19 protein-coding genes are annotated in these 22,176 nt (G+C 64.3%); 9 read left to right on the top strand and 10 right to left on the bottom strand.

The annotated features are described in order from the left end of the window. Nucleotides 1-166 precede the first annotated feature (166 nt). Together KSS93_RS09750 and KSS93_RS09745 are read right to left on the bottom strand one after the other, a co-directional pair. On the bottom strand, nt 167-1,240 hold the full coding sequence (locus KSS93_RS09750) for an AI-2E family transporter (protein WP_217888100.1): 1,074 nt from the start codon (nt 1,238-1,240) through the stop codon (nt 167-169). Between the two features lie 12 nt (nt 1,241-1,252). Beyond that, nucleotides 1,253-2,308 carry a DUF2066 domain-containing protein gene (locus KSS93_RS09745; protein WP_217888099.1) on the bottom strand — a complete coding sequence of 352 codons (1,056 nt, stop codon included), beginning with the start codon at nt 2,306-2,308 and terminating at the stop codon, nt 1,253-1,255. A 339-nt stretch (nt 2,309-2,647) separates the two neighbouring features. Between KSS93_RS09745 and purM the strand changes: the two genes are divergently transcribed. The 4 genes from purM to KSS93_RS09725 all read left to right on the top strand — a co-directional run bounded on the left by purM (nt 2,648) and on the right by KSS93_RS09725 (nt 5,553). Continuing rightward, the gene (purM, locus tag KSS93_RS09740) at nt 2,648-3,706 is read left to right on the top strand and encodes a phosphoribosylformylglycinamidine cyclo-ligase (protein WP_217888098.1); all 1,059 of its coding nucleotides are present in this window, start codon (nt 2,648-2,650) and stop codon (nt 3,704-3,706) included. Beyond that, entirely contained in the window at nt 3,706-4,353 is a 648-nt protein-coding gene (gene purN, locus KSS93_RS09735; protein ID WP_217888097.1) for a phosphoribosylglycinamide formyltransferase, read from the top strand. The genes purM and purN overlap by 1 nt, the downstream gene beginning before the upstream one ends. Before the next feature lie 8 nt (nt 4,354-4,361). Next, nucleotides 4,362-5,072: a DUF3108 domain-containing protein gene (locus tag KSS93_RS09730; protein ID WP_217888096.1), complete on the top strand. Its 711-nt coding sequence runs from the start codon at nt 4,362-4,364 to the stop codon at nt 5,070-5,072. Nucleotides 5,073-5,370: 298 nt separating this feature from the next. After that, nucleotides 5,371-5,553: a hypothetical protein gene (locus KSS93_RS09725; RefSeq protein WP_217888095.1), complete on the top strand. Its 183-nt coding sequence runs from the start codon at nt 5,371-5,373 to the stop codon at nt 5,551-5,553. 46 nt (nt 5,554-5,599) lie between these two features. Here KSS93_RS09725 and KSS93_RS09720 read toward each other — a convergent pair whose 3' ends face one another. The 5 genes from KSS93_RS09720 to cysM form a co-directional block, all read right to left on the bottom strand. After that, nucleotides 5,600-6,142: a DUF2058 domain-containing protein gene (locus KSS93_RS09720; RefSeq protein WP_217888094.1), complete on the bottom strand. Its 543-nt coding sequence runs from the start codon at nt 6,140-6,142 to the stop codon at nt 5,600-5,602. Between the two features lie 26 nt (nt 6,143-6,168). Then, nucleotides 6,169-7,002 carry a nucleoside triphosphate pyrophosphohydrolase gene (mazG, locus tag KSS93_RS09715; RefSeq protein WP_217888093.1) on the bottom strand — a complete coding sequence of 278 codons (834 nt, stop codon included), beginning with the start codon at nt 7,000-7,002 and terminating at the stop codon, nt 6,169-6,171. Nucleotides 7,003-7,108: 106 nt separating this feature from the next. Continuing rightward, complete coding sequence (relA, locus tag KSS93_RS09710) at nt 7,109-9,349, bottom strand: GTP diphosphokinase (protein ID WP_217842191.1); 2,241 nt, start codon at nt 9,347-9,349, stop codon at nt 7,109-7,111. A 99-nt stretch (nt 9,350-9,448) separates the two neighbouring features. Beyond that, nucleotides 9,449-10,807: a 23S rRNA (uracil(1939)-C(5))-methyltransferase RlmD gene (gene rlmD / locus KSS93_RS09705; protein WP_217888092.1), complete on the bottom strand. Its 1,359-nt coding sequence runs from the start codon at nt 10,805-10,807 to the stop codon at nt 9,449-9,451. Further along, nucleotides 10,807-11,706 (bottom strand): cysteine synthase CysM, encoded by a 900-nt coding sequence (cysM, locus tag KSS93_RS09700; protein WP_217842189.1) that lies wholly within the window; start codon nt 11,704-11,706, stop codon nt 10,807-10,809. The genes rlmD and cysM overlap by 1 nt, the downstream gene beginning before the upstream one ends. Nucleotides 11,707-12,734: 1,028 nt before the next feature. On the opposite strand from cysM, the gene KSS93_RS09695 reads away from it, so the two are divergent. Continuing rightward, nucleotides 12,735-13,982, top strand: a complete 1,248-nt coding sequence (locus KSS93_RS09695; RefSeq protein ID WP_217884661.1) for an IS256 family transposase — start codon at nt 12,735-12,737, stop codon at nt 13,980-13,982. A 186-nt stretch (nt 13,983-14,168) separates the two neighbouring features. On the opposite strand, the gene KSS93_RS09690 is transcribed toward KSS93_RS09695, so the two are convergent. Further along, nucleotides 14,169-15,527, bottom strand: a complete 1,359-nt coding sequence (locus KSS93_RS09690) for a HAMP domain-containing sensor histidine kinase (protein ID WP_217888091.1) — start codon at nt 15,525-15,527, stop codon at nt 14,169-14,171. A gap of 2 nt (nt 15,528-15,529) precedes the next feature. Next, nucleotides 15,530-16,246, bottom strand: coding sequence for a response regulator transcription factor (locus KSS93_RS09685; protein WP_217888090.1), 717 nt, complete (start codon nt 16,244-16,246; stop codon nt 15,530-15,532). Nucleotides 16,247-16,564: 318 nt separating this feature from the next. Here KSS93_RS09685 and KSS93_RS09680 point away from each other — a divergent pair, with 318 nt between their 5' ends. The 4 genes from KSS93_RS09680 to KSS93_RS09665 all read left to right on the top strand — a co-directional run bounded on the left by KSS93_RS09680 (nt 16,565) and on the right by KSS93_RS09665 (nt 21,387). Next, on the top strand, nt 16,565-19,318 hold the full coding sequence (locus tag KSS93_RS09680; RefSeq protein ID WP_217888089.1) for a response regulator: 2,754 nt from the start codon (nt 16,565-16,567) through the stop codon (nt 19,316-19,318). A 208-nt stretch (nt 19,319-19,526) separates the two neighbouring features. Then, nucleotides 19,527-20,516: a 2-hydroxyacid dehydrogenase gene (locus tag KSS93_RS09675; RefSeq protein WP_217888088.1), complete on the top strand. Its 990-nt coding sequence runs from the start codon at nt 19,527-19,529 to the stop codon at nt 20,514-20,516. A 31-nt stretch (nt 20,517-20,547) separates the two neighbouring features. Then, nucleotides 20,548-20,982, top strand: coding sequence for a hypothetical protein (locus KSS93_RS09670; RefSeq protein ID WP_217888087.1), 435 nt, complete (start codon nt 20,548-20,550; stop codon nt 20,980-20,982). Next, nucleotides 20,983-21,387: an META domain-containing protein gene (locus KSS93_RS09665; protein WP_217888086.1), complete on the top strand. Its 405-nt coding sequence runs from the start codon at nt 20,983-20,985 to the stop codon at nt 21,385-21,387. It abuts the gene before it with no gap. A gap of 237 nt (nt 21,388-21,624) precedes the next feature. Here the strand turns inward: KSS93_RS09665 and KSS93_RS09660 are convergent, their stop codons facing one another. Beyond that, a complete protein-coding gene (locus KSS93_RS09660; RefSeq protein WP_217888085.1) occupies nt 21,625-22,092 on the bottom strand; it encodes a TlpA disulfide reductase family protein in 468 nt (155 codons plus the stop codon). Nucleotides 22,093-22,176: the final 84 nt, after the last annotated feature.

Here is a 22,176-nt window from a genome sequence, read left to right as displayed (position 1 = left end):
GGGGGCCTTTGGTGAACAGTGTGCAAAGTCTATACCCGCAACGCGGGCTGCACAATCGGGCTGGGGAATAGCGCAAGTAAAATCAAGCAGTTGCGTTGCAATGAAGGCATCGCGGGGCAAGCCCGCTCCCACGCAGCTCGTGGGAGCGGGCTTGCCCCGCGATTGGCTATAAGTCCGGGTCGATCTCCCCGGCATACATGTCCGACTCCTTGTACAGCCCATGCACATGGCGCAGCAGCACCATGATCACCGCCGCCACCGGCAGTGCCAGCAGCACGCCGGTAAAGCCGAACAGCTCACCGCCGGCAAGAATGGCGAAGATCACCGCCACCGGGTGCAGGCCGATGCGGTCGCCCACCAGCAGCGGCGTCAGCACCATGCCCTCCAGCGCCTGGCCGACCATGAACACCGCCAGAATGCCCAGCATCGGGTACAACTCGCCGCCGAACTGGAACAACCCGGCAACGATCGCCGCACCGATACCAATGATGAACCCCATGTACGGCACGATGGCCGCCAGCCCTGCCAGCATGCCGATCAGCAGGCCGAGCTCCAGGCCCACCAGCATCAGCCCGGTGGAATAGATGACGCCCAGCGCCAGCATCACCAGCAGTTGCCCGCGCACGAAGGCGCCGAGCACCTCGTGGCACTCGCCGGCCAGTGCCACCACCTGCGGTTCGCGCTGGCGCGGCAGCAGGCTGCGCAACTTGGCCATCATCAGGTCCCAGTCACGCAGCAGGTAAAAGCCCACCACCGGGATCAGCACCAGGTTGGCCAGCCAGCCGATCAGCGCCAGGCTCGAGGCGGTAGCCTGGGACAGCAGCACGCCGACGATGTCGGTGGTCTGGCCCACATGCTCGCCGATAGCGGCCTTGATCTTGTCGAACTTCCAGAAACCGTCGGCCAGCCCCAGGCGGCTTTGCACCCACGGCAAGGCCACGTGCTGCAGCCAGTCGAGCATCTGCGGCGCCAACTCGTACAAACGCACCAGCTGCTTGGCCAGCATCGGGATCAGCACCAACAGCAGCGCCAGGAACACCAGCGAGAACAAGCTGAACACCACCACCACACCCCAGGTGCGCGACAGCCCCCAGCGCTCCAGGCGGTCGACCAGCGGGTCGGCCAGGTAGGCCAGCAGAATGCCCACCAGAAACGGCGAGAGGATGTTGTGCAGCAGGTACAGCAATACCGCGATCAGCAGGGCAGCGCCCAGCCAGATCCAGCGACGCATATCAGTCATTGCAGGGCTTCCTTACCAACGAAAACGCAAGCCGTCGAACGGTTTGGGGGGAACGGGTGCAGGTGTGGCGCCAGGTTCAGCCTGGGGCGCAGGGGCTCCAGCGGCAGGCGCAGGCTCGGCAGGCACTTCCTGTAGTCGGGCCAGTGCCAGCTGGGCACGCAACTGCTCGCGATTGCCGGAGACGGTGTAGGTCAGGGTGCCGCCATCGGCCATCTGCAGCCGTGCGCCGTAGGGCTCGAGCACACGGGCCAGCTCTGCATAGTGGGCCAGGTTCATGCCTTCGACCTGCACCTGCAGCTCACTGCTGGCACCCGGGCGGGTGACGTAGCGCGGTGCCAGGCGGTTGCTCACTGCCAGCAGCACGGCATCGGCCAGGGCCGCCTGGTCGGCGCCCTCTGCCGTGCCCTGCTCGCGCTGTTCGCCCAGCCACAGCTGCCACTTGCCCTGCCATTTGCCGTCGGCCTCATGGGCGTGCACGGCCAGCAGCGCATCGGCGCCATAACGCTCGGACGCCTCGCGCAGCGGTGCAGGGTCGCTGCTTTCGACCTGCTTGGCATTGGCCACCAGTTGCTCCTGCAGGTCGGCCAGCGGCAGGCGCAGCGGCAGGCCACGGTGCTGGGCGGCGCGGCGCAGCGGCTCGGCGGCGGTCTGGCCGTCCCCCACCAGGTTGCTGCCCTCGACGCTGTCGTTCAGCCACCAGCCAAGAATGGACGGGCGGTTGCTGCCCCACAGGGCCAGGCCCGCCTGGCGCAGGGCTCGTTCGGTGCTGCCGGGGTCGAACTCCACCAGCACCGACTCGGGCGGCCCGGCTTCGGTACCGACCTGGTTGACGATGGGCTGCGGGTCTTTGCGCAAGCTGGCCAGGGCCGGGCTCTGTGGCGCCTTGGCATCGCCGGTCAGGCGCAGCACCAGGGTGTCGAAAGCCTTGCCGGTGGCTTGGGCACGAGCCTCGCTGCCCTGCCCTTCGATGGGCTCGCGTACCTGGTACAGGCCGGAGACGGTTTCAGCCTGGGCGGCCACGCCGACCAGCGCGAGGCACGCGGCGGCGAAACGAGGGAAAAGACGCATGGGGGATTCCTGTCCAGATAACCGGGGGGCGACGCGCCCGAACTGTGGGCTGTGACCGCAAGGCGGCGCAGAATGCTCCACCCGTGCCAGCATTTGTGCCGTCGCAATGCCTATACCTTATACAGGCACCGGCACGGCAACCAGTCGCTCACCGCGAATCAGCACTTTTTCCCCAGATTTGCACCCTGCCCGTCGGCCTGAGGATGGCCGCTGAGGGGCAACCCTGATAAAATCGCGCGCCTTCGCAGACCAGTGACGTACAGACAGCCGCCGCCTCGCAGCCGGCCTTGGCCGTCCCGGTCGTTTTCCTGAATCCCTCCCTCTTAAAGGCCTGGATCAATGAGCAAGCAACCCTCCCTGAGCTACAAAGACGCCGGTGTAGACATCGACGCCGGCGAAGCACTGGTCGAACGCATCAAGGGCGTCGCCAAGCGCACCGCACGCCCTGAAGTCATGGGTGGCCTGGGCGGCTTCGGCGCCCTCTGCGAGATCCCGGCCGGCTACAAGCAGCCGGTGCTGGTCTCTGGCACCGACGGCGTCGGCACCAAGCTGCGCCTGGCGCTGAACCTGAACAAGCACGACAGCATCGGCCAGGACCTGGTCGCCATGTGCGTCAACGACCTGGTGGTGTGCGGCGCCGAGCCGCTGTTCTTCCTCGACTACTACGCCACCGGCAAGCTCAACGTCGATGTGGCCGCCACTGTGGTCACCGGCATCGGCGCCGGTTGCGAACTGGCCGGCTGCTCGCTGGTCGGTGGTGAAACCGCCGAAATGCCAGGCATGTACGAAGGCGAAGACTACGACCTGGCAGGCTTCTGCGTTGGCGTGGTGGAAAAGGCCGAGATCATCGACGGCTCCAAGGTTGCCACCGGTGACGCACTGATCGCCCTGCCCTCTTCCGGCCCGCACTCCAACGGCTACTCGCTGATCCGCAAGATCCTCGAAGTGTCCGGCACCGACATCGAGAACACCCAACTCGAAGGCAAGCCGCTGACCGACCTGCTGATGGCACCGACCCGCATCTACGTAAAACCGCTGCTGCAACTGATCAAGAACACTGGCGCGGTGAAGGCCATGGCCCACATCACCGGCGGCGGCCTGCTGGACAACATCCCGCGCGTACTGCCGAAAAACGCCCAGGCCGTGGTCGATGTGGCCAGCTGGCAGCGCCCGGCAGTGTTCGACTTCCTGCAGGAAAAAGGCAACGTCGACGAGCATGAAATGCACCGCGTACTGAACTGCGGCGTGGGCATGGTCATCTGCGTGGCCCAGGACCAGGTAGAAGCTGCCCTGAACGAACTGCGCAAAGCGGGTGAGCAGCCATGGGTGATCGGCCGCATCGCCGAGGCCGCCGAAGGCGCCGCCCAGGTCGAGCTGCAGAACCTCAAGGCACACTGATGCCGGGCAAGACCTGTAACGTCGTGGTACTGCTGTCGGGCTCCGGCAGCAACCTGCAGGCGCTGATCGACAGCGCCAGCGACAGCCCGGCGCGCATCCGCGCGGTGATCTCGAACCGCGCCGATGCCTACGGCCTGGAGCGCGCCCGCGCTGCCGGCATCGATACCGCCGTGCTCGCGCACGGTGGCTTCGACGGGCGCGAAGCCTTCGACGCAGCGCTGATGGCGCTGATCGACGGTTTCGAGCCCGACCTGGTCGTGCTGGCCGGTTTCATGCGCATCCTGAGCGGTGGCTTCGTGCGCCACTATCAAGGCCGCCTGCTGAACATACATCCGTCACTGTTGCCGTTGTACAAAGGCCTGCACACCCACCAGCGTGCGCTGGAGGCCGGTGACAGCGAGCATGGCTGCAGCGTGCACTTCGTCACCGAGGAACTCGATGGCGGGCCTTTGGTCGTACAGGCTGTGGTGCCGGTCGCAAGCGACGACACCGCGCAGACGCTCGCCCAGCGCGTGCACCTGCAGGAACACCAGATCTACCCGCTGGCCGTGCGCTGGTTCGCCGAAGGCCGCTTGCGCCTGGGCGAACAGGGTGCGTTACTGGATGACCAGCCGCTGCCGGCCAGCGGCCACTTGATTCGATCCTAGGAGAAACTATGCGTCGTGCCCTGCTCTTGGCTCTCGCCGTGCTTGCCCTGCCGCTCCAGGCAGCTGACCTGAAGCCTTTCTCGGCCAGTTACACCGCCGACTGGAAGCAGCTGCCCATGAGCGGCACCGCAGAGCGCAGCCTGGTCAAGAATGCCAACGGTACCTGGAACCTTGATTTCAAGGCGTCCATGATGATTGCCAGCCTGACCGAGCAAAGCACCCTGCGCATGGACAACGACACCCTGCTGCCGCAGAAGTACCACTTCGAGCGCGGCGGCCTGGGCAAGGCGAAGAAGGTCGACCTGGACTTCGACTGGTCGAGCAAGAAGGTCACCGGTAGCGACCGTGGCGATGCCATCAGCCTGCCGCTGAACCGCGGCGTGCTGGACAAGTCGTCGTATCAGCTGGCCCTGCAGCATGATGTGGCTGCCGGCAAGAAGAGCATGACCTACCAGGTGGTCGACGGTGATGAGATCGACACCTACGACTTCCGCGTGCTGGGCACTGAAAAGGTTGCCACCAAGGCCGGCCAGGTCGATGCGATCAAGGTCGAGCGCGTGCGCGACCCGAGCCAGAGCAAGCGTATTACCGAGCTGTGGTTCGCCAAGAACTGGGACTACCTGCTGGTGCAGCTGCGCCAGGTGGAAACCGATGGCAAGGAGTACGTGATCGTGCTGCAGGACGGTACGGTCGATGGCAAGGCGGTGAAGGGTAACTGATTCGCCGTTGCAGCAAGACCTGAAGCCCCGCCTTGTGCGGGGCTTCTTTTTGCCTGCGCGAAGCTCAAGGCTGACCGTGCGCCTGTGGGAGCGGGTTTACCCGCGAAGCAGCCGCTGCGGTGGATGGCACCGGCTACGCCGGTGTTCGCGGGTAAACCCGCTCCCACAGGGACAGCGTGTGCTCCACCTTTCATGAAACTTGTTTCATCGCTGTTTTATTTACTTAGCCTGCTAACAAACTCTATAAAGAAGGCCTGCGACACAGTGCCGCAGCCAACCCTAGCAGTGGAGTTAAGCGATGACTGTCAAAGTAACCGAACGCGACGAATCGAAAATGTCCCACGAAGGCCTGGCCGCTGGTGTGCGGATCTGGGACGTGCATCAGCAAGGCCAACTGGTGGGCATGTTCCACGACGAGCAGCAGGCCCAGCAGTACCGTACCGAACTGGAAACCCTGGAAAACCAGCGCAGCACGCAATGACACAGTCTTCCTGTAAAAAACCCCGCCTAGGCGGGGTTTTTCGTGTTTACCACATCAGATCATCCGGGATCTTGTAGGCCGCGTACGGGTCGTCGGCTTCGTCGGCTTGCTCGACATGGGTGTTGAGCAGCAGGATGCGGTTGGGGTCGCGCTCCTGGATTTTCACCGCCGCCTCGCGCGGGATCACCTCGTAACCGCCGCCGTGGGCGACGATGGCCAGCGCGCCGTTGCTCAGTTTGCTGCGCATCAGGGCGTTGACGGCGATGCGCTTGACCTTCTTGTCCTCTACGAAGTTGTAGTAGTCCTCGGTGGTCAGCTTGGGCAGGCGGGTCGCCTCGATCAATTGCTTGATCTGCGCAGCGCGGGCCTTTTGCTCGGCCTTCTCCTGGACCTGGCGGTTCAGCTCCTGGTCCTTTTTGGCTTTTTCAGCGATGGCTTCTTTGGCCAGGCGCTGCTGGCTGTCGTCCACTTCCACCTGGCCTTTGTGTACCAGGCGTTTTTGTTTTTTCTCGGCCTTGTTGGTCTGGGAAACCTGTTTCTGGTTGACCAGGCCGGCTTTGAGCAGTTGGTCGCGAAGGGAAAGGCTCATGGGTGTTCACTCACTTATGCATCGGCTCAGCCGCAGCTGGGCAGGTTCTTTTCCTGACGCTTGGCCTCGCCCCACAGGGCGTCCAGCTCGTCGAGGGTACGATCTTGGATGTTCAGGCCCTGCTCGCGCAATGCCTGTTCGATAAATCGGAAACGCCGCTCGAACTTGCGGTTGGCACGGCGCAGGGCGTTTTCCGGGTCGTGATTGAGGTGGCGGGCCAGGTTGACGGTGGCAAACAGCAGGTCGCCGAGTTCGTCCTCCAAGGCATCGCTGTCGCCGTCGGCCATCGCCTGCAGTACTTCGTCGAGCTCTTCACGCACCTTGTCCAGCACCGGCAGCGCCTCGGGCCAGTCGAAACCGACCGTGGCTGCGCGCTTTTGCAGCTTGGCAGCGCGGGACAGCGCGGGCAATGCCGCGGGTACATCGTCGAGCAGCGACAGCTGTTCTGGGTCGCTGTTTTCGGCGCGTTCCTCGGCCTTGATCTCTTCCCAGCGGGATTTGACCTGGGCTTCGCTCAGCGCCGGGGTGTCCAGCGGCGCGTACAGCTCGCCGGTGGGGAAGACATGGGGGTGGCGGCGGATCAGCTTGCGGGTGATCGAATCGACCACGCCTGCGAACTCGAAACGCCCCTCCTCCCGGGCCAGCTGGCTGTAATAGACCACCTGGAACAACAAGTCGCCCAGCTCGCCCTGCAAGTGGGCGAAGTCGCCGCGCTCGATGGTGTCGGCCACCTCGTAGGCTTCTTCGATGGTGTGCTGGACGATGCTGGCGTAGTCCTGCTTCAAGTCCCACGGGCAGCCATGCTGCGGATCGCGCAGGCGGGCCATGAGGTGCAGGAGGTCGTCGAGGGTGTAGGTCATTTACACAGGTCCTTCGCCAGTGGCTGCTTCGCGGATAAACCCGCTCCCACAGGGTCAGTGACCAACCTGTGGGAGCGGGCTTGCCCGCGAAGCAGCCACTTGATTCTCAAGGGGTGCGGTTACGCCGCGTCTCGATGATGTTGGGCAACTGCGAGATGCGCCCCAGCAGGCGGCCGAGGGCATCCAGGCCGGGGATCTCGATGGTCAGCGACATCAACGCGGTATTGTCTTCCTTGTTCGAACGGGTGTTGACCGCCAGCACGTTGATCTTCTCGTTGAGCAGCACCTGCGACACGTCGCGCAACAGCCCCGGGCGGTCGTAGGCACGGATGACGATGTCCACCGGGTAGGTTTGCACCGGGATCGGCCCCCAGCTGACCTGGATGATGCGCTCCGGCTCCTTGCCGGCCAGCTGCAGCACCGAGGCGCAGTCCTGGCGGTGAATGCTCACGCCACGGCCCTGGGTGATGTAGCCGACGATCGCATCGCCCGGCAACGGCTGGCAGCAGCCGGCCATCTGCGTGAGCAGGTTGCCGACGCCCTGGATCTGGATGTCGCTGCGCTTGCCCGAACGGATGCCGCGGGCCTGACGCGGGATCAGCTCGACCTGCTCAAGGCGCTCGGGCTCGAGCAGTTGCTGGGCGGCGTTGACCATGTGCGCAAGGCGCAGGTCGCCGGCGCCCAGGGCTGCGAACATGTCCTCGGCGGTCTTGACGTTGGCCTTTTCGGCCAGGCGCTCGAAGTCGACCTGGGGCAGGCCCAGGCGGCTCAGTTCGCGTTCGATCAAGGTTTTGCCGGCGGCAACGTTCTGGTCGCGGGCCTGCAGCTTGAACCAGTGGACGATCTTGGCCCGGGCCCGCGAGGTGGTGACGTAGCCCAGGTTGGAGTTCAGCCAGTCGCGGCTGGGGCTGCCGTGCTTGCTGGTGATGATCTCCACCTGCTCGCCGGTCTGCAGGCTGTAGTTCAGCGGCACGATGCGCCCGTTGATCTTGGCGCCCCGGCAGTTGTGGCCTATCTCGGTGTGCACGCGGTAGGCGAAGTCCAGCGGCGTGGCGCCCTTGGGCAGGTCGATGGCATGGCCGTCGGGGGTGAACACATAGACCCGGTCGGGCTCGATATCCACCCGCAGCTGTTCGGCCAGGCCGCCGATGTCGCCCAGTTCTTCATGCCACTCGAGCACCTGGCGCAGCCAGGAAATCTTCTCTTCGTAGTGGTTGGAGCTGGGTTTGACGTCGGTGCCCTTGTAGCGCCAGTGCGCGCACACGCCAAGCTCGGCTTCCTCGTGCATGGCGTGGGTGCGGATCTGCACTTCCAGCACCTTGCCCTCGGGGCCGATCACCGCGGTGTGCAGCGAGCGGTAGCCGTTTTCCTTGGGGTTGGCGATGTAGTCGTCGAATTCTTTGGGGATGTGCCGCCACAGGGTGTGCACGATACCCAGGGCGGTATAGCAGTCGCGCACCTCAGGCACCAGCACGCGCACTGCGCGCACGTCGTAGATCTGGCTGAATTCCAGGCCTTTGCGCTGCATCTTGCGCCAGATCGAATAGATGTGTTTTGCCCGGCCGCTGATATCGGCCTTCACACCTGTGGCCAGCAGCTCGTTCTGCAACTGGTTCATCACGTCGCTGATGAAGCGCTCGCGGTCCAGCCGGCGCTCGTGCAGCAGCTTGGCGATCTGCTTGTACTGGTCGGGCTCGAGGTAGCGGAACGAGAGGTCTTCGAGCTCCCACTTGATGTGGCCGATACCGAGGCGGTGGGCCAGTGGCGCGTAGATGTCGGCCACTTCGCGGGCCACGCGCAGGCGTTTTTCGTCATCGGCGGCCTTGACCGCGCGGATGGCGCAGGTGCGCTCGGCGAGCTTGATCAGCGCCACGCGCACGTCGTCGACCATGGCCACCAGCATCTTGCGCAGGTTCTCGACCTGCGCCTGAGAGCCCAGCACCAGCGACTGGCGCGGGCTCAGGCTGGCGCTGATGGCGGCCATGCGCAGCACACCGTCGATCAGCTTGGAGACCACCGGGCCGAAGCGTTGGCCAACTTCGGCAAGGGTGACCTTGCCTTCGCGTACCGAGCGGTAAATGACCGCCGCGACCAGCGAATCCTGGTCGAGCTTGAGGTCGGCAAGAATCTCGGCGATTTCAAGGCCGGCCTGAAAACTGGAAGTACCATCGGCCCATGAATGCTTGGCCGGGTTACCCTTTTTCTCGACTTCCTGGGCGAACTCGCAGGCATCTTTCAATGCCGTGCGATCGAGCTGCGAATCGACGCTCACCACATGATCGAGCCATGCTTCGAGATTGATACTGCCGTCGTTGTTGACCGGCTGGTGCACTCTCACCTGTACCATCTTTGTTTTACCTTTCCATACAACGCACCACAGGAGTGCGCTGGTTATCACCTGTACGGCCCTCAGTCCTTGAAGGCTGCACCAAGAAGGCTGACCCGGTCAGCCTGCTTCGAATAACGCCATGGCCTCGACATGCGCCGTCTGAGGAAACATGTCGAGAATCCCGGCCCTTTTTAACCGGTACCCCTGCCCTGCCAGCACCTGCGCGTCTCGCGCCAGCGTGGCCGGGTTGCACGATACGTAGACCAGCCGTTTTGCGCCGAACCCGTGGATGCCTTGCACCACTTCAAAGGCCCCGTCGCGTGGTGGGTCCAAGAGTACCGCAGAAAAGCCTTCGGCGGCCCATCCGGCGCCCGCCAAAGGCTGCGATAAATCGGCCTGAAAAAACCGTGCGTTATGCACTTGGTTGTTCCGGGCATTGTCCGCTGCGCGCTCAACCATGGCCTGCACGCCTTCCACCGCCACTACCTCGCGGGCCTGGCGGGCCAGCGGCAGGGCAAAGTTGCCCAGGCCGCAGAACAGGTCCAGCACCCGCTCATCGGCCTGTGGCGCCAGCCAGCTCAACGCCTGCTGGATCATCAGGCTGTTGACCTGGGCATTGACCTGGACGAAATCGCCCGGCCGCCAGGCCAGCTCCAGCCCCCAGGGCTCGAGCACAAAGCCCAGCTTGGCGGCGGCATCCACCGGCGCCGGTTGGCCCTCGCCCTGCAGCCACAGCTGCGCGTTGGCCTGCTCGCAGAATGCCTTCAGGCGCGCCAGGTCATCCTCGGGCAATGGCGCCACATGGCGCACCAGAACCGCTTCGGCGGTACCACTGAACAGCTCTACATGGCCCAGTGCCTGGGGTTTGCCCAGGCTGCGCAGCACGGTCGGCAAGTGGCGCAGAATCGACTGCAAGGGTTGTACCAGCACTGCGCAATCGTCGATGGCGATGATGTCCTGGCTGGCTTCGGCACGAAAACCGACTTCCAGCTGGCGGGCCTTCACATCCCAACGCACAGCCACCCGCGCGCGGCGGCGGTAGCCGAACTCCGGCCCGCTCAGCGGGGCGGCCCATTCTTCCGGCTGCAGGCCGGCCACCCGTTGCAGTTGCTCGGCCAGCAGGCGCTGCTTGAGTGCCAGCTGGCCTTCGTGGGGCAGGTGCTGCAGGTTGCAGCCGCCACAGCGGTCGTAGTGCTTGCAGGGGGCCTCGCGGCGTTCGGGGCTGGCCTGGAACACGCGCTCCAGGCGCGCCTCGACCACCTTGCCGCGGGCGCCGAGCACCCGTGCCTCGACCTCTTCACCGCCCAGGGCGCCGCTGACGAACCAGGTGCGGCCTTCAATGAAGGCGATGCCGCGGCCATCACCGCTCAGGCGCTCGATCTGCAGGCGTTGCTTCTTGCCCACGGGCACTTGTGCGGTACGGTTGCCGCCGGCTGGCTGAAAGCGCAGGCCGCTGTTGCTTTTCTTTCTGGACATCAGGTGGGGTCGAACAGGCCGGTGGACAGGTAACGGTCGCCGCGGTCGCAGATGATTGCGACCATCACGGCGTTCTCGACTTCGCGGGACAGGCGCAGCATGCCCGCCACCGCACCGCCGGACGACACGCCGCAGAAGATGCCTTCTTCACGGGCCAGGCGGCGGGTGGTGTCTTCGGCTTCCTGCTGGGACATGTCGAGCACGCGGTCGACGCGGGTGGCGTCGAAGATCTTCGGCAGGTATTCCTCGGGCCAGCGGCGGATGCCGGGGATGGCCGAGCCTTCCATCGGCTGCAGGCCGACGATCTGCACGGCGGGGTTTTGCTCTTTGAGGTATTGCGAGCAGCCCATGATGGTACCGGTGGTGCCCATGGAGCTGACGAAATGGGTGATGCTGCCTTGGGTCTGCTGCCAGATTTCCGGGCCGGTGCTGTTGTAGTGGGCGATGGGGTTGTCGCCGTTGGCGAACTGGTCGAGCACCAGGCCACGGCCTTCGGCCTGGAGTTTTTCAGCCAGGTCGCGGGCGCCTTCCATGCCTTCTTCCTTGGTCACCAGGATCAACTCGGCGCCGTAGGCGGTCATGGCGGCCTTGCGTTCGGCGGTGGAGTTGTCGGGCATGATCAGGATCATCTTGTAGCCCTTGATCGCCGCAGCCATGGCCAGGGCGATGCCGGTATTGCCGGAGGTGGCCTCGATGAGGGTGTCACCGGGCTTGATCTGGCCGCGCAGTTCGGCGCGGGTGATCATCGACAGCGCCGGGCGGTCCTTGACCGAGCCGGCCGGGTTGTTGCCTTCGAGCTTGAGCAGCAAGGTGTTGCTGGTTGCCCCGGCGATGCGCTGCAGGCGAACCAGAGGCGTGTTGCCGACGCAATCGGCGATGGTTGGGTACTGCAGGGTCATGGGCGTTTTCGCAATCCGGACGGCAGGGGGGGCTATCATACCGGCATTCGTTGTCAGGCCATATCTCGCAATGGTTGGTTGATATAGCGGGTGGGTATAAGGGTGGGGATTGGGGGATTTTTTGGGGGTTCGGGTTCGGGGCTTATAGCGCTTGCTTTGGGAGATGTATGCGCATTCATTGACGATGAGCGCTTTTCGTCACCTTTCCGCCCTTACGGCGGGTAACTTTTTGAAGGATCAAAAAGTCACCAAAAAATCCCTGCTCCCATCATCCGGCCCCCTACGCTGCGCTTCGGGGGTTCCCTCGCTCCGGGCTTGCTCCGGAGGTACGCGCCGACGGGCCGTCCCTGGCCCGATCGGCGCTCGACCGGCATCCATGCCGGTCGCCCTCCTACGCAATCCCTGCGCTCGGCCTCCTGAAGTCGCGATTTGTGTTGCCTGAACTATTGCGCGCTTAGAAGCAAGATCAAGAGCCAGATCAAGAGCCAGATCAAGAGCCAGATCAAGAGCTGGGATATTGGTTTGATTGTTGTTGATGTGTTGTTTGTTCTGACGCCATCGCGGGGCAAGCCCGCTCCCACGTTAGAACTGCGCACGCTGAACCACGTGGGAGCGGGCTTGCCCCGCGATTCAATCCTGAGTTCCCACGGTGGCAACTAGCGGTTAGCTGCGCCAGCCCAGGCGCCACCACTAACTTCGCGACTTCAGGAGGCCGAACGCAGGGATTGCGTAGGGGGGCGACCGGCATGGATGCCGGTCGAGCGCCGATCGGGCCAGGGACGGCCCGTCGGCGCGTCCCCTCGGAGCAAGCCCGGAGTGAGGGAACCCCGGAGCGAAGCGCAGGGGCCGGATGATGGGAGCGAGCGGTTTTGCTTACTTTTGACAAGACAAAAGTAAGCCGCCGTAAGGGCGGAAAGGTGAATAAGCGTCAATACAAATAATGAATGCGCATACAACTTCAAAAACCAACTAAAACGAGGGTGTCAGAAATTTTGTGTTCGGGCATAACATGAGTAAGAGGTGCATGTATGCCAACCAAAAAGAAACCCCTGCGTGACCTGCCCCAAATCCCCAAAGAGCTGCTAGAGCAGTTCGGTGAGGGCCTGATGACTGCCGAAGCTATCGAGGATGCCTCTGCGGCGTTCAAGAAGGCCCTGATCGAACGCGCCCTGAGTGCCGAGCTGGGCCATCACCTGGGTTATCCGCCGGGCGCGCAGCGCCCAGAGGATGAAACCAATCAACGTAACGGCAAGAGTGGCAAGACTGTTTTAACCGGGGACGGCCCATTGCGGCTGGATATCCCCCGTGACCGAGACGGCAGTTTTGCGCCCATTCTGATTCCCAAGCATGAGCGGCGTTACACCGGTTTCGATGACAAGATCATCGCCATGTATGCACGTGGGATGACGGTCAGAGAGATCCGCGCCTTTTTGTCCGAGCAGTACGGGACGGATGTTTCACCCGATTTCATCAGCTCTGTGACCGCCGAGGTCATGGAAGAAATCGGCGCGTGGCAGCAGCGGCCGCTTGAGCCTATGTACCCGGTCATTTTCTTTGATGCATTGCGGGTGAAGATCCGTGAGGAAGGCCTGGTGCGCAACAAGGCCATTTACCTGGCGCTGGGCGTTCTGCCGGACGGGACGCGCGATATCTTGGGCATCTGGATTGAGAACACCGAGGGTGCGAAGTTCTGGATGAAGGTGTTCAACGACCTCAAGACGCGAGGTGTCGACGATGTCCTTATTGCCGTGACCGATGGTCTTAAAGGCATGCCAGAGGCCCTCAGCGCAGTGTTTCCAGAGACGACGCTACAGACGTGCATCGTCCACCTGATCCGCAACAGCCTGGACTTTGCAGCCTGGGACAAGCGGCGGGCACTGGCCAAGGCGCTCAAGCCGATCTACCAGGCCATCAATGCCGAAGCGGCTGAGCAGGCGCTCGATGAGTTTGAAAGTGGGCCTTGGGGCAAGCAATATCCAACGGTCGTTGCGGCCTGGAGACGCGCTTGGGATCGAGTGATCCCCTTCTTTGTCTTCCCGCCGGCCATCCGGAAAGTGATTTACACCACCAATGCCATCGAAAGCATCAATGCCCAGCTGCGCAAGATCATCAAGACCCGGGGTCATTTCCCGAACGATGAAGCAGCCACCAAGCTGATCTGGCTGGGTCTGAGAAACATCACGGCGAACTGGGGCTCAGCGGCGCATGATTGGAAAAGTGCGATGAATCAATTCGCGATTTTGTACGGGGATCGATTCATCAGGCCAACCTGGTGAAAATCAGGGCCTGCTTGACGGCAGGCCGCTACCGGCCCGCACACAAAAAAACTGACACTCCCACTAAAACAACTTCAAGCAACACAACAGCTCAACAGCATAAACCTGAAGAAAAGCCATCGCCGGCAAGCCAGCTCCTACAGGGGTACACCAATCAACTCAGTACAAGCCCGCGCCCACAGACAACTAAACCACCGCAACCGAAACCCCAACCGGCAACCGCATACACAACCGTAACCCCCGCCCCCCATTGACCGCCCAGAGCATCCCCCCCTGCCGCTCAATGGCACTACGGGCAATACTCAACCCCAACCCAAACCCGCCATCCCCAGGCCGCGCCCCATCAAGCCGGGTAAACGGCGCAAAAATACGCTCAAGCTCCCCCTCGGCCACCCCTCCGCCCTCGTCCTCCAGCTCGAGCAGCCAATACCCCCCATCGCGCCGCCCGCCCAAACGCACAGAACCATCCACCGGCGAATGGCGAACGGCATTACGCAGCAGGTTCTCCAGAGCCTGGGCCAGGTGGTTGAGATTGCCCTGCACCCAGCAGCCAGCCGGCAGCTCGCAGCGCAAACGCTCCGGCGCCCAGCCGCTCTCGTAGCAAGCGTTCTCGCTGAGCACATCCCACAACGCCGGCAACTGGATCGGCTCAAGCTCGAGCGCCCCGCGCTCGGCATCCTGCCAAGCCAGTTGCAGGGTGTTCTCGACCAGCTGCTGCATACCATCCACCTCGCGGTGCAGGCGCTCACGCAGGCGTTGCAGGTCGGTCTCGCCATCGCAGGCCACCCGCAGACGGCTGAGCGGGGTACGCATCTCGTGGGACAGGTCGCGCAGCAGCTGCTGCTGCAACGCCACCGTGCCCTGCAGGCGCTCGGCCATCTGGTCGAAAGCCCGGGCCAGCTCGCCCAGTTCATCCTGACGCTGGGTGGTGCGCGCATCCAGGCGCGCCGTGAGCTGGTCGGCACGCCAGGCATTGGCCTGCTCGCGCAACTGGTTCAGCGGCACGATCAGCATGCGGTACAAGCCCACGCACAACAGCAGGGTGAACAACCCCGGGATGATGCCGTTGGTGACCACCTGCCAGAGCAGACGATAGTGGCCTGGGTTGAAACGTTTGGGCAGCTCCATGACCAACATGCCCTGCTCGGGCACATTGGGGAAAGGCAGGCGCAACCAGGGCTGCCCGACAATGCGCCGGCTCATCGGCCAGTCGACCCCGCGCAGGCGCGTCAGGTGCTGGATCTGCTCGCCGCTCAGGGCCAGGCTGCCCAAAGGTTGCAGGTCACCGTCAAGCACCCCGGCCCAGCCCGGCTCGCGCTCGAGCAAACGCTCCTGCCAGCGGTCCACCCCTTCGCGCCCGCCCTCAAGCCAGGCCCGCTCGGCCTCGGCCGCGTAGCCACGCAGCACCTCGCGCGCCGGCTCGTCCAGGAACGCGCTGCGGGTTTCCATGTGCCGGCCCCAGGTGTAGCTGAGGCCGATCATCAGCAGGCAGAACCCCACCAGCAGGATGGCCAGCTTCCAGAACAGCGAATGGCGATCGAGCACTGTCAGTCCGCCTCGCCGGCGCTGAACACGTAGCCCTTGCCCCACACGGTGCGCACCTGGCGCTCGTGATAGCCGACGGCCTTGAGCTTGCGGCGGATCTGGCTGACGTGCATGTCCAGGCTGCGGTCATGCCGCGAATAGGCGCGTTGCAGCACCTGGCGGTACAAGAACGGCTTGCTCAGCACCTCGTCCTGGCTGCGGCACAAGGTGTCGAGCAGGCGGTACTCGCTGGGGGTCAGGCCGGCCCAGGCATCGGCCAGGCACACGTCGCTAAGTTGCTCGTCAAAGCGCAGTGCACCGGCAGGCAGCTCCGTGGGTGCCTTGGCCCGGCGCTCGAACGCCACCCGGCGCAGAATCGCCTCGATGCGCACGCGCAGTTCGGCAAAGCTGAACGGCTTGGGCAGGTAGTCGTCGGCGCCACGCTCAAAGCCAGTGATGCGGTCAGCCTCGGCGCCCAGCGCCGACATCAGGATCACCGGCGTGGCGCTGTGCCGGCGCAGGCTGGCCAGCGCTTCCAGGCCATTGAGGCCAGGCAGCAGGATGTCCATCAGCACCAGGTCGAACACCTGCTGGCCGGCAACCTCCAGCCCTTCAAGGCCGTTACGGCACCAGGTAACGTTGAAACCGCCGCGTTGCAGCTCGTCGTGCAGGTAGGCACCGAGCACGGGGTCGTCTTCGATGGCGAGGATGCTGGAGGTATGAATGGCTTCGGGATGCATTGGCAACTGTCATCAATTCTCAGTTACGCGATTATTGGGTAAGCGGGGGTTGCAGGCAACCGGGGGCGACCGACGCGCACCAATAGAAGGACAGACCATGGTTGGATTGATTGGTGTGGGAACAGGCGTGACACACAGCATGTGCTGCGTGATATGGCACGAGCTTCGCCCGTGTTCGCGGGGCAAGCCCGCTCCTACGGGAATCGCGCCTGCTACTGGGTTTATCTCTGGCGGTAAAAAACAGACACAAATACCCGCATTGGAGTAACGTTCGCCAACGCGCAACGCGCGCCCTTGAGCACATGACAGGAGACAGGTGTGCTAGACCGTTTGGGAATTCGCAGCCGCGTGCTGTTGCTGGCCCTGCTGCCCGCCAGCCTGATGGCCCTGGTGCTGGGCAGCTATTTCACCTGGCTGCAACAGAACGAGCTGCGCACGCAGCTGTTGCAACGCGGCAAGATGATCGCCGAGCAACTGGCCCCGCTGGCCGCCCCGGCCATGGCGCGCCAGGCACCGGCGCAGCTGGAGCGTATCGCCGCGCAAGCGCTGGAGCAGTCCGACGTACGCGCCGTGGCGTTTCTTGCCGCCGACCGCACGCGCCTGGCCCACGCCGGCCCCAGCATGCTCAACCAGCCGCCCAGTGGCGGCACCGGCACGCAACTGCTGCAACGCACCGGCAACGACGCCACCCGCTACCTGATGCCGGTGTTCGGCCACCACCGCGACCTGGCCACCGACGCGGTGCCGGCCGAGGCCGAGCGCCTGCTGGGCTGGGTGGAGATCGAGCTGTCCCACGACGGCACCCTGCTGCGCGGTTACCGCAACCTGTTCACCAGCCTGCTGCTGATTTTCGTCGGCCTGGCCCTCACCGCGCTGCTGGCGCTGCGCATGAGCCGCACCATCAACGACCCGATCAACCACATCAAGCACGCGGTCAACCAGCTCAAGGACGGCCACCTCGAAGAGCGCCTGCCGGCCATGGGCAGCCACGAACTGGACGAACTGGCCGCCGGCATCAACCGTATGGCCGAAACCCTGCACAACGCCCACGAAGAGCTGCAGCACAGCATCGATCAGGCCACCGAGGACGTGCGCCAGAACCTTGAAACCATCGAGATCCAGAACATCGAGCTGGACATGGCGCGCAAGGAGGCCCTGGAGGCCAGCCGCATCAAGTCCGAATTCCTCGCCAACATGAGCCACGAGATCCGCACCCCGCTCAACGGCATCCTCGGCTTCACCCACCTGTTGCAAAAAAGCGAGCTGACCCCGCGCCAGCTGGATTACCTGGGCACCATCGAAAAGTCCGCCGACAACCTGCTGGGGATCATCAACGAGATCCTCGACTTCTCCAAGATCGAGGCCGGCAAGCTGGTGCTCGACAGCATTCCGTTCAACCTGCGCGACCTGATCCAGGACACCCTGACCATCCTCGCCCCCGCCGCACACGCCAAGCAGCTGGAGCTGCTCAGCCTGGTCTACCGCGACACCCCGCTGTCGCTGGTGGGCGACCCGTTGCGGCTCAAGCAGATCCTCACCAACCTGGTGAGCAACGCCATCAAGTTCACCCGCGAGGGCACCATCGTGGTGCGTGCCATGCTCGAGGACGAGCAGGAAGACAGCGCGCAACTGCGCATCAGCGTGCAGGACACCGGCATCGGCCTGTCGCCGCAGGATGTACGCACGCTGTTCCAGGCCTTCAGCCAGGCTGACAACTCGCTGTCGCGCCAGCCCGGCGGTACCGGCCTGGGGCTGGTGATTTCCAAGCGCCTGATCGAGCAGATGGGCGGCGAGATCGGCGTCGACAGCACCCCGGGTGAAGGTTCGCAGTTCTGGATCAGCCTCAACCTGCCGCGGGCCCACGACGACGCCGAAGAGCAACCGCTGCAAGCCCTGCTTGGCCGCCGGGTAGCCATAGTCGATGGCCATGACCTGGCGCGCCAGGCGCTTGAGCACCAGCTGGAAGACTGCGGCCTGACGGTGAGCCTGTTCTCCTCCTGCGAACAATTGCTGCAGGCGGTGAACGCCGCCAGCCAGGCCGGGCAGCCGTTCGATTTCGCCGTGCTGGGCACCCACCTGGGTAGCCTTTCGCCCGAGCAACTGGGCCAGTACCACCAGCAGCTGGAGCGCCTGGGCTGCCAGTGCGTGGTGCTGTGCCCCACCACCGAACAGCCGCTGTACAGCCCGTTCCTGCCCAATGCCCACGGCCAGTTGCTGGCCAAGCCCACCTGCTCGCGCAAGCTGCGCCGGCTGCTGCTGGAGCTGGTGCAGCCGCGCCGCCCGCTGGCCGAGCCGCGCGCCGGCAACGGCCAGCGGGCGCCCAAGGTGCTGTGCGTCGACGACAACCCGGCCAACCTGCTGCTGGTACAGACGCTGCTGGAGGACATGGGCGCCGAGGTGCTGGCTGTGGACAGCGGCTACGCAGCGGTGCAGGCCGTACAGGACGAGCCGTTCGACCTGGTGCTGATGGATGTGCAGATGCCCGGCATGGACGGACGCGCCTGCACCGAGCAGATCCGCCAGTGGGAAAACAGCCACAGTGCCCCGGCGCTGCCGATCGTGGCCCTGACCGCCCACGCCATGGCCAACGAAAAACGTGCCCTGCTGCACAGCGGCATGGACGACTACCTGACCAAGCCGATCAGCGAGCGCCAGCTGGCGCAGGTGGTGATGAAGTGGACCGGCCTGAGCCTGGGCGCGCCCTCGCAGGAGCGCAGCGCCGAGCGCCAACCCGACAGCGAGCTGAAGGTGCTCGACCCCGAAGAGGGCCTGCGCCTGGCCGCCGGCAAGCCGGACCTGGCCGCAGACATGCTGGCCATGCTGCTGGCCTCGCTTGACGACGACCGCGAGGCGATCCGCCTGGCCCGCGAGGCCGAGGACCGCGAGGCGATGATCGAGCGGGTGCACCGCCTCAACGGCGCTTCGCGCTACTGCGGTGTGCCGCAACTGCGCGCCGCCTGCCAGCGCAGCGAGACATTGCTAAAGCAGGACAACCCCCAGGCGCTGCAGGCGCTGGACGAACTGGACCGGGCGATCACCCGGCTGGCCGAACAGGCGCGCTTGAGCGCTTGAGCAGGCTGGCGGCATACACATCACCTGTAGGAGCGGCCTTGTGTCGCGATGGGGCGCGTAGCGGCCCCAAGACCTAGGCATCATGCAAAATTGTCGGGGCTGCTGCGCAGCCCTTTCCGACCGGTCCGGCGCCCCGGCAAGGCCGCTCCTACAAAGACCGCTCATGCCTTCAGATACCGAGCAACCTTGCTCTCCAAGGAATGCCCCCATGCGCACACTCTTGTTCAGCAGCCAGCACTACGACCAGGAAAGCTTCGAGCGCGCCGCCACAGGCCTTGATTTCGACCTGCACTACCAACCCGCGCGCCTGACCCAGGACACCGCCGCCCTGGCCCAGGGCTTTGAGGTGGTTTGCGCGTTCATCAACGACGAGCTCGACGCCCAGGTGCTGCAACGCCTGGCCGAAGGCGGCACGCGCCTGATCGCCCTGCGCTCGGCCGGCTACAACCATGTCGACCTGGCCGCTGCACAGAGCCTGGGGCTGAGCGTGGTGCGGGTGCCGGCCTACTCGCCCCACGCCGTCGCCGAACATGCCGTGGCGCTGATTCTGGCCCTGAACCGGCGTCTGCACCGCGCCTACAACCGTACCCGCGAGGGCGATTTCACCCTGCACGGGCTGACCGGCTTCGACCTGCACGGCAAGACCGTCGGGGTGGTCGGCACCGGTCAGATCGGCGCTGCGTTTGCCCGCATCATGGCCGGTTTCGGCTGCCAGTTGCTGGCCTACGACCCCTACCCCAACCCCGAGCTGCTCGCCCTGGGCGCACGCTACCTGGAGCTGCCCGAACTGCTGCGCCAGGCGCGCATCATCAGCCTGCATTGCCCGCTGACCGAGCACACCCGGCACCTGATCAACGCCAGCAGCCTGGCCCAGTTGCAGCCCGGCGCCATGCTGATCAACACCGGCCGCGGCGCGCTGGTGGACACCCCGGCACTGATCGATGCACTGAAAAGCGGCCAGCTAGGCTACCTGGGGCTGGATGTGTACGAGGAAGAAGCCCAGCTGTTCTTCGAGGACCGCTCCGACCAGCCGTTGCAGGACGATGTGCTGGCGCGCCTGTTGACCTTCCCCAACGTGATCATCACCGCCCACCAGGCGTTTCTCACCCGCGAGGCGCTGGATGCGATCGCCGCCACCACCCTGTGCAACATCACCCGCTGGGCGGCAGGCAATGCGCAGAACCTGGTCACAAGTTGATGCTAGGATACGCGGCATTTCTGGAGGACCCATGGTCGAGCACGATTTCCGCTACACCCTTTTCAACCCGCAACACACCCTGATCGAATGCCGCGCGCTGGTGCCGGGCCGTTACCAGGTGACCGGCAATGGCGGCTCGATCCAGAAGGGCGACGCCCTGCTGGTCTCGCTCAAGGGCAGCAAGAGCCTGTCGATGCGCCTGACCGTGGACACCGTGCGCCACCTGATCAACCCGCGCGGCCAGTGGGTTGCCGTGGCCCAAGGCCCGGTATTCAACGAACTGGAAATCCTCGAGTGGCAGGTCAAGTGCGACGGCTGTGACGAAGTGCTGAACTTCGAGTTCGCCGCCGATGCGAAGCTGGGCAAAAAGGGCCACGCCCCGGCCGCCACGGCGCGCATCGCCGAGCTGGGTTGGGCCAGCCAGGGCGCTGCGCACCTGTGCCCGAAATGCCAGGAGCGTGGTTGAGTGAAACAGCAACTGACTGCCGCGCTGGTCGTCTGCACCCTGGCCGGCTGCGCCTCGCAGCCTTCGCCGCTGCAGCAGGAGCAAAGCTATGTGCTGGAGTGGATCGGTGAACGCCCGCTGATCGACTACAGCCACCTGACCCTGACCTTGGCCAACGACGGCCGCGCCTACGGCAATGCCGGCTGCAACCACTGGTTTGCCCCGTACACGCTGGACGGTGAGCAACTGAGCTTCGGCAAGGTCGGCAAAACCCGCAAGCTGTGTGCACCAGCGCTGATGGAGCAGGAAAAACGCTTCTTGCAGGCGCTGGAGACCGTGCAGCGCTGGGATGTGTCGCCAGTGGAGCAAATCCGCTTCTGGCCGGCCGAAGGCAAGCCGCTGCGCTTCTGGCCTGAGGAAGGCTGAGGCCGAGAGGTCGTTGCATTCCCTGTGGGAGCAACTGGCTTGCTGATGATCTAGAAGCAAGCGCTGTGCCTGTGGGAAGCGGCCTTGTGTCGCGATGGGCTGCGTAGCAGCCCCTAGATCTCGACCACATGCAAAATCGCCGGGGCTGCTACGCAGCCCATCGCGACACAAGGCCGCTTCCCACATGGATCGTATAAGCTTCGGGCCTGCGCTGTACCTGCAGGAACGGGCCTACTATCAGGCGCCGCCCTTGAGCGCCTTGATTTTCGCCTGCAGCCCTTCAAGGGTCTGCTCGCCCATCAGTTGCTCACGCACCTTGCCCTTGTCATCGATGATGTAGGTCACTGGCAGCGCTTCGCTGCGTGGCAGCTTGTAGCGCTCGGACGGGTCCTGGGCGAGTACGGTGAAATCGATGCCCAAGGTGTCGACAGCAGCTTTCAAGTCTGCACCTTGCAGGCCGTCGTAGTTCACCCCCACCACCTTGATACCTTGCGCCTGCCACTGCTTGGCCGCCGCATTGAGCTCGGGGATTTCCGTGCGGCACGGGCCACACCATTCGGCCCAGTAATTGAGCACCAGCCAGTGCCCGTCGATCTGCTCGGCCTTAACCGCGTTGCCGTGCTGGTCCACGCCGTAGTCCGCACCGCAGCCGCCGAGCAGCAGCCCCGCGGTGATGGCCAGTGCAGCTGCCAAACGCCTTGCCATGGGTCAATCCTTCTCGAAGTTTTTCAAACATTGAAGTCGGTCGCTGCGGTTAGAATAGCCGCCACACCCAGCTGGATGCGACCC

The sequence above is a fragment of the Pseudomonas xanthosomatis genome, from assembly GCF_019139835.1.
In the GTDB taxonomy this organism is placed as follows: domain Bacteria; phylum Pseudomonadota; class Gammaproteobacteria; order Pseudomonadales; family Pseudomonadaceae; genus Aquipseudomonas; species Aquipseudomonas fakonensis.
This window is presented reverse-complemented; position numbering and strand designations above follow the sequence as displayed.